The 13004-nt window shown below is 67.8% G+C and carries 13 protein-coding genes and 1 pseudogene; 8 read left to right on the top strand and 6 right to left on the bottom strand.

Going from position 1 to position 13004, the window contains the following annotated elements; translation table 11 throughout:
* Positions 1-86: 86 nt before the first annotated feature.
* The gene (locus VNT50_RS11765) at positions 87-410 is read right to left on the bottom strand and encodes a DUF7882 family protein (RefSeq protein WP_325485305.1); all 324 of its coding nucleotides are present in this window, start codon (positions 408-410) and stop codon (positions 87-89) included.
* Positions 411-559: 149 nt separating this feature from the next.
* Between VNT50_RS11765 and VNT50_RS11760 the strand changes: the two genes are divergently transcribed.
* Positions 560-886, top strand: coding sequence for a carboxymuconolactone decarboxylase family protein (locus VNT50_RS11760; RefSeq protein ID WP_325485304.1), 327 nt, complete (start codon positions 560-562; stop codon positions 884-886).
* 7 nt (positions 887-893) lie between these two features.
* On the opposite strand, the gene VNT50_RS11755 is transcribed toward VNT50_RS11760, so the two are convergent.
* A complete protein-coding gene (locus VNT50_RS11755; protein WP_325485303.1) occupies positions 894-3080 on the bottom strand; it encodes a winged helix-turn-helix domain-containing protein in 2187 nt (728 codons plus the stop codon).
* Between the two features lie 206 nt (positions 3081-3286).
* Here VNT50_RS11755 and VNT50_RS11750 point away from each other — a divergent pair, with 206 nt between their 5' ends.
* A complete protein-coding gene (locus VNT50_RS11750; protein ID WP_325485302.1) occupies positions 3287-3673 on the top strand; it encodes an SHOCT domain-containing protein in 387 nt (128 codons plus the stop codon).
* A gap of 24 nt (positions 3674-3697) precedes the next feature.
* Here the strand turns inward: VNT50_RS11750 and VNT50_RS11745 are convergent, their stop codons facing one another.
* The 3 genes from VNT50_RS11745 to VNT50_RS11735 all read right to left on the bottom strand — a co-directional run bounded on the left by VNT50_RS11745 (position 3698) and on the right by VNT50_RS11735 (position 5556).
* Positions 3698-4411, bottom strand: a complete 714-nt coding sequence (locus tag VNT50_RS11745; protein ID WP_325485301.1) for a GAF and ANTAR domain-containing protein — start codon at positions 4409-4411, stop codon at positions 3698-3700.
* The gene (locus tag VNT50_RS11740) at positions 4408-5115 is read right to left on the bottom strand and encodes a GAF and ANTAR domain-containing protein (protein ID WP_325485300.1); all 708 of its coding nucleotides are present in this window, start codon (positions 5113-5115) and stop codon (positions 4408-4410) included. The genes VNT50_RS11745 and VNT50_RS11740 overlap by 4 nt, the downstream gene beginning before the upstream one ends.
* A gap of 87 nt (positions 5116-5202) precedes the next feature.
* Entirely contained in the window at positions 5203-5556 is a 354-nt protein-coding gene (locus VNT50_RS11735; protein WP_325485299.1) for a DUF7882 family protein, read from the bottom strand.
* Between the two features lie 321 nt (positions 5557-5877).
* Here VNT50_RS11735 and VNT50_RS11730 point away from each other — a divergent pair, with 321 nt between their 5' ends.
* Positions 5878-6978 (top strand): polysaccharide deacetylase family protein, encoded by a 1101-nt coding sequence (locus tag VNT50_RS11730; RefSeq protein WP_325485298.1) that lies wholly within the window; start codon positions 5878-5880, stop codon positions 6976-6978.
* 3 nt (positions 6979-6981) lie between these two features.
* Here the strand turns inward: VNT50_RS11730 and VNT50_RS11725 are convergent, their stop codons facing one another.
* Positions 6982-7539: a Dps family protein gene (locus VNT50_RS11725; protein WP_325485297.1), complete on the bottom strand. Its 558-nt coding sequence runs from the start codon at positions 7537-7539 to the stop codon at positions 6982-6984.
* Between the two features lie 111 nt (positions 7540-7650).
* Between VNT50_RS11725 and VNT50_RS11720 the strand changes: the two are divergent.
* The 5 genes and pseudogenes from VNT50_RS11720 to VNT50_RS11700 all read left to right on the top strand — a co-directional run.
* Positions 7651-7950, top strand: a pseudogene (locus tag VNT50_RS11720) (DUF7882 family protein); the annotation flags it as partial.
* A gap of 608 nt (positions 7951-8558) precedes the next feature.
* Complete coding sequence (locus VNT50_RS11715; RefSeq protein WP_414683966.1) at positions 8559-9965, top strand: sugar transferase; 1407 nt, start codon at positions 8559-8561, stop codon at positions 9963-9965.
* Between the two features lie 12 nt (positions 9966-9977).
* Complete coding sequence (locus VNT50_RS11710) at positions 9978-11450, top strand: glycosyltransferase family 4 protein (protein ID WP_325485295.1); 1473 nt, start codon at positions 9978-9980, stop codon at positions 11448-11450.
* Positions 11451-11853: 403 nt separating this feature from the next.
* Positions 11854-12483, top strand: a complete 630-nt coding sequence (locus VNT50_RS11705) for a hypothetical protein (protein WP_325485294.1) — start codon at positions 11854-11856, stop codon at positions 12481-12483.
* Between the two features lie 4 nt (positions 12484-12487).
* A partial coding sequence (locus VNT50_RS11700) for an MFS transporter (RefSeq protein WP_414683965.1) occupies positions 12488-13004 on the top strand: 517 nt, incomplete at its 3' end.

Genomic DNA, 13004 nt, shown 5'->3' with positions numbered 1-13004 from the left:
CACCTCCTGCAGGGATCACGATGCCGCACGGACCGGCTTCAGCATCACCCCTTGACAGGTGTCCGACTTGCCTCTAGCCGGTGCGGTCAGCCTTGGTGAGTCTCGGGGCGTGGGGCATCCTCGGGCTCCGGCAGCACGGTGAGCCCGTTCGGCCCACTTGCTGCCAGCATCATCTCCTCGACCCAGGTGCGGTTGATCTGCGGCGACCGGCTTCCGAAGAACTGGAACTGCAGGGGCACGGACGGATGCATCCAGAAGCTCCGCCGACCGCTGCCGTCTCCGACCTCGACATCGAACATGAACGACTCGGAGCGGCGCAGCTTGTTCATGATGACGATGCGCAGATGCGCGAGCGTCCTGTCGTCGATGTCGATCGCATTGCCGATCGTGTCGTATATGAATCTCCCCACGCGCTGATCGTAGCGGTTGGAGCAGCCCCTCCCGACCGCGGGGAGGCAGGTCACTCGATCTGCGTGATGTGGGGAGGTGGCTCGCGACGTACGTTCGTGTTCAGACCCCCGATCGGCGGTCGCGCGCTAACGCCGGCGGGAGGTCGACGATGTCGGACTACAAGGACCGGCTGCGCCGGATCGCCGTGAACGATCCCCTGCTGCTCGACGACGAATTCGGTGTCTCCTGCGATGACGCGGGCTTGGATGCCAAGACGCTCGCCATCGCACGGCTCGCCTCGCTCGTCGCGGTGGGAGGATCGGAGCCCTCCTTCGGCGAGCACGCCGATGCGGCACTGAGCGCGGGCGCGACGACAGACGAGATCGTCGCCGTGCTGATCGGCATCCGCCCCGTGGTCGGTACTCCGCGCGTGGTGACGGCGGCGCCGCTTCTCGCGTTGGCCCTCGGCCTCGACGTCGACGCCATCGTGGACTGAGTTCGGCCTACCCGCCGAGCAGGCCGACGGCGGTGGCCCGATCCACTGCCTCGCTGCGCGATGCGACGCCGAGCTTGCGGTAGATCGCGCCGACCTCTGTGCTCACGGTGTTGCGAGAGACGAAGAGACGCGCGGCGATCTCGGGCAGGGTGAGATGAGTCTGCAGGTACGGTAGCAGGCGCAGTTCGGCGGGCGTGAGCGGCGGTCCACCCCTCGTGCCGTTGGTCGCCGTCGTGACGAGGGCCTTCAGCGACGCGATCTGATCGAGGAGCGCACCCAGCGCCGGCCGATGCAGGAGGATGTCGTCGATCTCGCGCACGAGGTGTCTTGCGGTCGCGGCGTCGCCGAGAGACCAGTAGGTCGTGGCGAGATGGATGCGCACCCGAACCGCGACCGTCGGAAGGGCATACGTGCAGGCGGGACGGGCGCGCATCGCGCGGGTCAGTTCACGATGCGCCATCGCGAGGTCGCCGCGGTGGGCTGCAAGCCGAGCCAATCCCGCGAACGTCAGCAGGGCGTTCGGATAATCCTGCAGTCGATGAGCCTCGATCAGCGACAGCGCCGTCGCCAGCTGCTCGGCGGCATCCTCCCACCGCCCGCCCGCCATCGAGACCATCGCGAGATACGTGTGGCTGAGGGTCTGCACGTCGGCGTTCCCTGCGCCCGCCACACTCGCCGACACCTCGGTGAAGTACGCAGCGGCGCGCTCGGCGTCTCCCGCGAGCAGGCTGGCCTCACCACCGAGGTACAGGGCGATGTCGCGCCACGGACTCCACGACGGCTCGGATTCGATGGCGAACCGGGCGTCGGCCAGCATCTGCTCCGGCCCCAGCGCGCACATCGCCGAGCGGAGCATCGCCCTCGCCGAAGGGAACGAGGCCGTGCCATCCGCCGGAGTGCCGTCGAATGTGGCCGTCTCGAGACCGGCGGCCCAGCGGTCGGCCTCGGCGGCGTGCCCGGAGTGCACCGCCATCCATCCCGACACCACCCCAAGGGTCGGGCACTCCTGGATCGCCCGATCGCCCAGGGCCGTGAGCCACCGTTGCAGCGTGACCATCTCGCCTGCCTGGTAGGTCGACAGCGCAAGCCGGGCGATCAGTGCCCCCGCCCGGGCGCGATCACCCGTCTGGAGCAGGTGATCGATCGCCATCGCAGGCACGTCGTGCGACTCGTACCAGTCGGCCGCGCGAGAGTGCAGCCCTGCACTCACATCCGGTTCCTCGCGACGAAGTTCGCCCTGCAGGAACTCGCGGTAGAGCGGGTGGAACCGATACCACGAGCGGGTCCGATCCTGCGGGATCAGGAAGACGTTGGAACTCTCCAGCTCGCTCAGCCGAATCGCCGTCTCCTCCCCCAGCACGGCTCGGCAGAGCTCATCGGAGAACCGCTCCAGCATGGAGGTGCGACGGAGGAACAGCTGAATGTCGGGTGCGAGAACGGCGAAGGACTCGCGGTAGAGGTAGTCCGCAACATATCGGTCATCGCCGACGATGACGGCCGAAGGCTCACGGGTGTCGCGCGCGATCAAGGCGGCAAGGTGCAGGCCGACGGGCCAGCCCTCGGTCCGCTCCGTGACGGCCTGCAACAAGTCCGGCGTCACCGGCACCTTCGCGAGGCGGAAGATCTGTCGCGCCCCCTCTACATCGAGCGCGAGGTCCTCCACCCCGACCTCGCGAAGGTCTCCCGAAACCCGGCTCCGGGTGGCGTGCGGCTGCGCCGCGCGGCTCGCCGTGACGAACTGGGACCCCTCCGGAATGCCGGCCAGAACGACGCCCAGCACATCGTGGCACGCGGGAGACGTCAGTACATGGAGGTCGTCGACCATGAGCACGAACGGTCGCGGACTCGCGCGCAGCGCCGAGGCCAGGCGAGGAGCAGCCCGGCCGAGGGTGGCCACCGCGTGAACGCGCATGTCGGCGATGACGGCCGGGTCGGACCCCGTCGCCCGAACGTAGGCGGATGCGAGCAGCGCGAGAAGAGTCACCGGATCATCGTCGAACCGATCCAGTGAGACCCACGCGACGGGGCGGTCTTCGAAGACCGCCCATTGCGCGAGCAGGCTCGTCTTGCCGTAGCCGGCCGGGGCGGTAACGGCCACGATGCGGCGCGCGCCATCCCGAGCGCTGTCGATGATGTCGGCCCGATCGATGAAGCCGGCCCGTGGCGCAGGAGCGCTGAGCTTTGCATCGAGCATTGGTGCATCCATCGAGGGCGCCGCAGCTGGTACAGCCCGGGGGCCGCTCACACCTGAATGATAGGGGCGTCCGTGGCGTGCGACAACGGGGCGGTATCCACCCGGGTCACGCGATCTGCATGATGCTCGCCTGTCGACCCTGCCGCTAACTTTGACTCACTCGTCGGGGGCGATCGCGCAACCGCCTAAAGAAAAGGTTGGTCATCATGAGCATTTGGGACTTCTTGGTCTGGGTCTTCTGGTTCTACATCGCTGTGGCGTGCATCTGGATCTTCATCACGATCTTCATCGACATCTTCCGCGACCACACTCTGGGCGGAGGCGCGAAGGCGCTCTGGGTCATCTTCCTGATCCTCGTTCCCTTCCTCGCAGCGATCATCTACCTCATCGCGCGCGGCAGGAGCATGGGAGAACGCCAGCGGGCCGAAGCGGAGGCGGCTCAGGCGCAGACGAACAGCTACATCCGCGACGTCGCCGGATCGTCGTCTTCGCCGGCCGCCGAGATCGAGTCGGCCAAGAAGCTGCTCGACTCCGGTGCGATCACGCAGGCCGAGTACGACTCGCTGAAGTCCAAGGCGCTCAGCGCCGTGTGACCACCAGAGGGCATCGAGGCAGAGCTACAGGGTGAGGGTGCGATCGACGAGCTGGGCTGCGACAAGGCTCAGGCCGAGGCGGTGCGATCTCGCATAGTCGCGGATCACCGTGAACGCCTCGTCGATGGAGACCCCGCGGGTGTGCGCAACGACCCCCTTCGCTTGCTCGATGACGATCCGGCTGCTCAGCGCGGCCTGCAGCTGCTCCGAGAGGATCACACTCTCGCGGATGGACCGTTCGTGCAGGATGCCGATGGTCGCGACGTCCGCGAAGGCCTGTGCCGCGGTGACGTCCTCCTCGGGCGCGGGGCCGGGTTCAGACCGCAGGAGGTTGAGAGTCCCGATCGTCGACTCGCGCAGTCGCAGCGGAAGTGCGTCCACCGCTCGAAACCCCTGGGTGAGCGCACTGGCCCTGAACTGCGCCCACTCGGGGGGCGACGACTCGATGTCCGGCACCGACACGCGCCGCCCGCTTCGGTAGCTCTCGACGCATGGCCCGGCCTCGGCGCTGAGCTGCATCACTTCCACGAGCCGGCTGGATTCGCTCGTCGAGGCGACGACCTCGAGCTCACCCCGACCATCGGCGAGGAGGATGCCGGCGGCGGTCATATCGAGCGTGTCCCGGCAGGTCTCCACGAGCATCTGCAGCAGTTCGACCACGTCGTAGTCATCGACCAGCGTGTCGGCGAGCCGGGCGAACGTCTCGAGCAGCGCCCGCTCGCGGGTCTGATTGGTCATTGGACCACCTCGATCCGACTGCCCAGTCGCGCGAAGCGCAGGCGACCGTCGAGGATGTCCTGGGCGATCTCCATCATCGGGCGACCCGCCGCGAACGCGTGGCCTTGGATGACGAGCCGGGCGTCATCCGCCGACACGTCGATCTGGGCGAGCACCATTCCGGACGCCTGGTGGATCAGGCGGCGCGAGTACGCATTGCCGCCGTCGTCGGCGCCCTCCGCGACCGACGACAGCGCCTGACGAAGCACGTGACGACTGATGACGTCGGCCATCGCCCCGGCCTGCCGGGTCTGGGTGGCCCCGAAGTGCACGGGATCCGACGCGTAGAGGTCGATCGCTCCGAAGCGCAACGGGCCCACCACGAGCGGGAACGCGAAAACGGAGCTCACCCTCTGGTCGCGAAGCGATGCCGAGAAGCTGGGCCATCGGGTGCGACCCGTGCCCTGCACGTCGGGCGCCAGAACGGGACGCGCCGAGCGCATGGCGTCCCAGCACGGACCCTCGCCGAGGTCGAACTGCAGTTCGTCCAGTCGCGCGGCCCGTCGATCACTGGCAGCGAGCGTCTCGGTGCCGAGGACGTCTCCGATCGTAGAGACGGACGCACCGGATACCGGAAACACGCCGATGAACGCGTCGCAGAAGACCTCGGGACGGTCAGGGGTGCGCTCGAGCGTCTCCATCGCCGCGGCGAAAGACTCATTCATTGCACACTCCCTGCGTCACGAAAACGCTACCGCGCGGGGGCCTGCGCGTCACGTCGCCCGCGACCCGCACCGCTCGCCGGAGGGAAGTCAGCTGCGCAGCGAATGCCGATCGACTTCATGTCGTTCGCTCCCGTCGCTGTCGTATTCCGGGGGCTCCGGCACCGCGTACAGGCCCGTCGGCGAGTTGGCGGTGAAGACCAGCGCGTCGATCCAGGCTCGATTGATCGCCGGTTTCTTGCTTCCGTAGAACTTGTACACGATGGCACAGCGGGGGTGGATCCACACCGTCGTCCGCCCATCCCCGATGCTCGGATCGTCCTTCCATGTGAAGTGGAAAGACTCGCCGCGGCGCATCTTCGCGCCGATCACCAGCTGCAGGTGGGCGAGCAATCGATCCTCGAAGTCGACCTTCACGAGCGAGTCGTAGATGAACTTGCCCATGGCAGCCCTCCCACATCTCGAACCGACCTGATCGCGCCGGTGCATGTGAGACGCCGACACGCGAAACAACGCACCTCAATTGTCGATCAATGCGTGCCGGATTGCACCTGGGTCGACCGCCCAGCCCTCGGATGTGGCGACGGCCCGATCCGGCTGCCGGTTCCCCCGACCCCTTCGGAATAAGATCCGCATGACGGCTCGCACGGGGGTGCGAACCGGGTCGAAGTGGGGGCGATCGACATGCGGGGTGGGCGCGGGCGGAACACGCGACGTGCCACGCGGCCACGCGGGCGCGCGCCCGCGTCCCGCAGGTTGCTGTTCGTGGTCTGCACAGCGGCGATCGTCGGCGCGATCGCGAGCACGATCGCCGTGATCGCGGTCCTCCAGCGGTCGGCGGGGACGAATTCGCCGACGGCATCCATGTCCCCCGCACCGACCCGCGACACGACACCCACGCCGACGCCCACACCGCTCACCCCCGCCGAGCGACTGCTCGCCGACAGCGGGGATGCGAATGCCTGCGTGGTGAGCTTCGCCGGCGAGGCGATACTCGATGCCCCCGTGCTCGAACAGCGGGGACTTCTCTACGCGCATCTCCCGATCCCCATGAGGGAGGGAGCGGTGTTCGCGGGGTGGTATCCCTCACCGCAGGATGCCGCCGCCTTCGCGCAAGCGTCGCGCATCAACGGAGCGGATGCCGTCGTCTGCACCGATCGGCAGATCACCCTGTACGGCGCGTGGAAGAGCCCTCAGGGGGTCGCGGCCGCCGACGTCGGGGTGCCCATCCTGATGTACCACCAGTTCACGACGCGTCCCGAGGGGGAGAGCGGCTGGCTGCGTGGCAACTACGCGTACATCGGCGACTTCGATGCCCACATGGCCTACCTCGCTCAGCAGCAGTTCTACCTGCCGACATGGGACGAACTCAGCGCCTTCATCGACGGCCGGCTCTTCCTCCCCGCGCGCTCGGCGATCGTCACCGACGATGACGCCGATCAGACGTGGTTCGACCTCGCGGTGCCCGTGATCGACGCGCACAAGGTGCTCGCGACATCCTTCATGATCACGGCGTACCGGCAGGATCCCGCGCCCTCACCGTACGTGTTGCGGCGTTCGCACACCCATGACATGCATCAGGGCGGCGATAACGGCGACGGCCGGATGGTGAACTGGACCGCGGACGAGATCGCGGCCGACCTCGTGGCCTCTGCCGGAGTGCTCGGGGTGAAGGAGGTGATGGCGTACCCCTTCGGGGATTACAGCGACACCGCGAAGCAGGGCGTCGCGCAGGCGGGTTTCACCATGGCGCGCACCATCGAGCCCGGGTATGTGCGGATCGGCACCGACAAGCTCGCTCTGCCGACCATTCGCATCGACTACGGCATGGGCCTCGACGCGTTCATCGGCCTCGTCGGCCGATGAAGGTCAGGTGCGGTTCGCCGGCGAGCGATTCTCTGCACTGACCATCCACGCGAACTGCTCGAGCTTTTCGATGATGGAGTGCAGGATGTCGGCGCTCGTCGGATCCTCTTCGTCGACGTCGTCGTGCACTCCGCGAATGGTCGCGACCGTCGCTTCGAGCCGCACGGTGATGAGATCGACCGTCTCGCTGGTGTCGATCTCGCCCTGCGGGTACTCGGGCAACGTGGTGGTATCGGCGACCGTGTCGCTGCGGCCGTCGGGCACGGCGTGGAGCGCGCGCATGCGCTCCGCCACGGTGTCGCTGAACTCGCGAGCGGCCGCGATGATGTCATCCAGCTGCCGGTGGGTGTCGCGGAAATTGCGACCGACGACGTTCCAGTGCGCCTGCTTGCCCTGCATCTGCAGCTCCAGCAGATCCACGAGCACCGCCTGGAGCTTCTCATCGAGCTGCTTGGACGCGACGAAACCCTTCTCGGCGTTCTGCCGGCGGGTCGTCTTCACTCCCTTGCCTCCCGGAGCGGAGCGTGTCGTGGTCGGGGAGCTGGTGTCGGTCTTGGCCATGGTCGGTGAACCTCCTGAGCACTCACGCTATGCGGCAGGCGTCGCCGGGCGGGAGCCCTTGACACCTGCGTCGGCGCGGCATATTGGGGCGCCGCCACTACTGTGGATCACGTGGGAACCATCTACTACGGCGGGTCGGCGACGCCCATCCATATCGAGGACCGGGCGCTCGCGCACCTCAAGGTCGTCATCGCGACCAAGCTGCGCCGTGGGGAGAGCTTCACGGTCTCTTGGCGCCATCCCGAGGATCAGCCACGCGGGCGCAGCACGCTGTGGCTGCACCCGTCCATCCCTCTTCGCTTCGTCTTCGACGAGCCGGAGGCTCCGCTGCTGAGCCGGGAGTGGGTCGAGGAGCTGGCGAACTCCGCGAGCTCGTCGGGCGGAATCATGCTGGTCGCCGAGCACTTCGACTCCGGTCACGCCCAGCGCGCCGACTCCGAGACAGAAGAGACGGGCAAGGCGGACAAGGCTGCTGAGACCGATGGATCCGACGACTCCGCGGCCGCCGCGAAGGGCACGGCGTAGCGGCCGCAGTACTACGAGCACCCGTCGGCGGCGTTGTGCGTCGTGGCGACACGCCGCGCGCGACGTCTCGAGTGCGGCATCAACACCCTGAGCGCTGGGCGCTGGCGGCCCTTCTTTCGCCGTGCCGAAAATCTCGGAAACTGAAACTTCCCAGATCGCGCGTCTGCATGTAGAGTCATTCTCGCGTGACCGAGACATGTGGGATGTCTTCGGTTTCGGGTGGCTGGGGCCACTCGGTTCACGTACTGGGGAAGAGACACAACTGGGGTTGAGTCTCGTCACTGTGTTGGGGAACACATGTTAATTGGGGACGAGTTTTCGTGCGTGCGTCATGCCGCTGATACGCGGTGACCGCTATCGATGTCGGGACGGCTTCGGGAGTCATTGCTGATCCGATCAGCATCTTCCGGCCGATCGCCGCGCCACGCGCCGTCAGCGAATCGCTTTCGACGACAGTAGCGCCGCGCATCCAGCCGGCCCTCGAGCGACGCCGGATGTGGGAACGCCGCTACGCGCGCCGTCTTTCGCTGACGGATGCCGCGATCGTCGTGACCGTGACCGCCCTCGCGGGCGTGCTCGACGTCCTCATGGCACCCGCCGGCGCCGCAGAGCTGGTCCACGCCGCCCGCGTGACCGCTCTGACGGCGCCGGTGTGGCTGCTCGCGCTCGCGCTCTTTCGCACCCGCACCACCGACGCCGTCGGAGTGGGGGCGACGGAGTACAAGCGCGTCGCGCACGCCACCGGGCTCGCGTTCGGCCTTCTCGCGCTGCTGTTCATCGCCTTCCAGTGGCAGGACGTGCGCGTGCAGCTGTTCGCCACGCTTCCGGTCGGGCTGTTCGCTCTCCTCGTGGGGCGCTGGATCTGGCGCAAGTGGCTCCTGGGCCAGCGCGCCTTCGGCCGCTACGCGACACGCACCATCATCGCCGGCACGAACGATGACATCGAGTACGTCATCCGCAGCCTCGAGCGCGCCGGCAATCGCGGATACATCGTCGTGGGCGCCGCGACCACCGAGCCGATGGCGGACGGCCTGATCGTAGACGGACGCGCGTATCCGGTGGTCGGCACCATCGACTCCGTCGCCGTGCACGCCCGCGAACTCGGGGCGGACAGCATCATCGTCGCGAGCCGGCCAGCCGGTGACCCCGACTTCATCAAGCGCCTCAGCTGGGACCTCGAGGGCACCGCTTCTGAGCTGATCCTCTCCAGCCGCCTGACCGATGTGGCAGGGCCCCGACTCTCGCTCCGGCCGATGGACGGGCTGCCGCTCATCCATGTGCAGATCCCGGAGTTCGAAGGCGGCATCCACCTGCTCAAGCGCGCCATGGACATCGCCGTCGCCGCGCTCGCCCTGATTCCGATCGCGCTCGCGACACCCGTCATCGCGCTGCTGATCAAGCTGGACGATCGGGGGCCGGCGTTCTTCCGGCAGACCCGGGTCGGCCGCGATGGCCGCGAGTTCGGCATCCTCAAATTCCGCACGATGCGCACGACGGCGGAAACCGAGCTCGACGCGCTCCGCGCCCAGAACGAGGGGGCCGGTCCGCTGTTCAAGCTGAAGCGGGACCCTCGCATCACGCGCGTCGGCGCCGTCCTGCGCAAGTTCTCGCTCGATGAGCTTCCGCAGTTCTGGAACGTGCTCCGCGGCGAGATGAGCGTTGTGGGTCCGCGCCCGCCGCTGCCCAGCGAGGTGACCGCGTACGACGGCACCGTCTATCGCCGCCTCTACATCAAGCCCGGAATCACCGGCCTTTGGCAGGTGAGCGGACGCAGCGACCTGTCATGGGACGAGAGCATCCGCCTGGACCTCCGATACGTCGAGAACTGGTCCGTCATGACGGACCTCATGATCATGTGGCGTACCGCCAAGGTCATGGTCACCCCGAAAGGTGCGTACTGAATGGCAATCATCATGAGCGGGACATCGGCTGTCCCGACCGAAGGTGCGGCAGCACGGAAGCGCGGGAGCATCCGTGGATCGGCTCCGCACGTCCTGATCATCGTGCAGAACCTGCCCGTCCCGCTCGATCGGCGGGTCTGGCTGGAGTGCCAGGCGCTCATCGCCCGCGGCTACCACGTCAGCGTGATCTGCCCGAAGGGCCCCGGCGATCCCGCGCGGCAGCACATCGACGGCGTCGACATCTACAAGTACGACCCGGCGCCGGATGCGGAGGGCCTGCTGGGCTTCGCGTGGGAGTTCGCGTACAGCTGGGTGCGCACCGCGCTGCTTTCGCTGAAGGTCTGGAAGGACCGTCCCTTCGACATCATCCAGGCGTGCAATCCGCCCGACACCTACTGGGCGCTCGCCCGGCTGTGGCGCCCGCGCGGTGTGAAGTTCGTCTTCGACCACCACGACCTGAATCCCGAACTGTTCGTCTCGCGCTTCGGCGAGCCGGACGGCCTGCTCAAGCGCATGGAGCTCGCCGGACTGCGCTGGCTCGAGCGCCGCTCGTTCCGGGCCGCCGACCGGATCATCTCGACCAACGAGTCGTACAAGTCGGTCGCCGTGAGGCGTGGTGGTCGCCAGCCGGAACACGTCTCGGTGGTCCGAAGCGGCCCCGACACCCAGCAGATGCGGCCGATCTACCCCGCGAATCCGCGCCCTGAGGACGGCATCGAGCTGGTGTACCTCGGCATCATGGGACCGCAGGACGGCGTCGATCAGGTTCTGCTCGTCGTCGACGAGCTCGTGCACCGCCGCGGCCGCACGAACGTGACCGCGACGCTGCTCGGATTCGGCGACTGCCTCGACGATCTGAAGAAGCAGGCGACCGACCTCGGTCTCGACGACCACGTCACGTTCACGGGTCGGGTCGATCGCGCTGCGATCGCCGAGTACCTGAGCCGCGCCGACATCGGACTCTGCCCCGACCTGGCCACGCCGCTGAACAATCTCTCGACGATGAACAAGACGATGGAGTACATGTCCTACGGGCTGCCCGCCGTCTCGTTCGATCTTCTGGAGACGCGCGTTTCGGGCGGCGATGCGCTGATCTACGCGCCCTCGAGCGATATCCCGGCGTTCGCGGATGCCGTCGAGAAGCTGATCGACGACCCCGAACTGCGCCTCGCGCTCGGCCGCAAGGCGCGTGAACGCGTCGCGTCGCAGCTCGACTGGCGCCCGCAGGCCGAGGTCTACGTCGACGTCTTCGACGAGGTCTCCGGATTCACGCAGCCCGGTCCTGCCGTCCCGGACCGCGGCCCGGCGAGCCCGAAGGACGCCGCCGGGCGCCGATTCGTCGACCTCGACGACGACGCCGAGTTCGACCGCTACCTCCTCGCCCGCAGGGCGACGGAACCGACTCCGATGCGCACGGGTTTCCCGGTCGCGCTGACCCCCACAGCCGCCACCATAGTGGAGGCGCCCGCGCTCATTCCCGCCTGATCACTCTGGGAGAGGGTGATCAGGGAGCAGCATCGGATGCCGCGGCGACCGGTCTCACGACCGGTCGCCGTCGGCGTGCCACGGGGATTACGGTGCTCACCATTTCAAATCACGGGGCGCACAGGTAAAGTGGGGGTGATCCAGGTCTTCGGTGGGACGAAGACCGGTGTCGGCTATGGGGTTCGGCACGAGTGGGATCTTGGGGAGCGGGCGACTGCGGTTGTTCGCATTGCTTTGGGGAGCATGTCATGTGTCATGGGGGACGAGTCTCGGCGCGCGCGGGTTCGCGCGGCCGCACGAGGGCAGAGCAAGACGCCACGCCCGGCGGCGGTGTCGTCGACGGAAGGACGCGCGTTGCTTCGCAGACCGCGATGTCCGTGCCGCTTCGGGCCGGAGGGGACTCGTGAGCACGCCACCTGAGGCCGGCCGGCCCTTGCTCACGCCGGCGATGCTGCGCGTGATGATCGTCGTGGGTTCTCTCGTCGTCGTCGGACTGATCATCGCGGCCTGGCTGTTCCTCGGATCGCCCAATCGCGGTGCCGACGACGTCGCCGCCACCCCCGTCGCCTCGAGCCCGACGCAGGGCCCCGTCCCTGGGGCGACGCCGACCACGGGGAGCGAGGTTCTGCCGCCGTCGGAGTCCTCAGGAATCCGGCTGCCCTCCCTCGCCCCGGCCGAACCGCTGATCGCCGCTCCGTTTCCCGCATCGGCATCGAGCGACAACGAACTCGTCGCGGGGTTCCCGGCCGACATCATGGGACCCATGCCCGGCTCGGATGTGCTGAACAGCTCGATCGCGGCGGAAGGCGACACGATGCAGGTCGCCCTCGTGGCGCGCACGAACGCGTCGCAAGAGGAGATCCAGGCGCATTTCCGCGCAGCGTGGGCATCGCTGGGGCTGAGTGCTGCGGCGGAGGGCTCTGCGGAGGGCGTTTCCTACGCCGGCCCCTACGAGTCGCTGGCGCTCAGCTTCTCACCCTCGTCCGGCACGGGCACGGTATACGCCATCTACGGCGTCTTCCGGGCAAGCTAGGTACGTGTACATCTCGCTGACCGGTAGCCCGGAGCCCGACAAGAGCGCCCCCGACAAGAGCGCTCCGGGCGAGAAGACGTCCCGTCGGGGCCGCGCCGGCGGCCGCACGGTGTCGTCGACGGTGATCACGCTCGGCATCGTGTCGATGCTGACCGACATCTCGTCGGAGTCGGTCGCCGCCATCCTGCCGCTGTACATCACCGGGGTCCTCACGCTCTCGACGATCGCGTACGGGTTCCTCGACGGGCTGTACCAGGGCGTCAGCGCTCTGGTGCGGATCGCGAGCGGATATGCCTCCGACCGGTCGGATCAGCCCAAATGGATCGCGTTCATCGGCTACGGACTCTCGGCGATCGCGCGCGTCGGACTGCTGTTCGCCTCGGGGTTCGCGGCGATCACCGCGGTGCTGACCGCGGATCGCATCGGCAAAGGCATCCGAACGGCGCCTCGCGACTCGCTCATCACCGCCTCCTCCCACCCCGCCGATCTCGGCCGGTCGTTCGGCGTGCATCGCATGCTCG

The sequence above is a fragment of the Microbacterium sp. genome (assembly GCF_035554235.1).
GTDB lineage: Bacteria > Actinomycetota > Actinomycetes > Actinomycetales > Microbacteriaceae > Microbacterium.
Note: the sequence above shows the minus strand (reverse complement) of the source record. Positions and strands in the feature narration are given on the sequence as shown.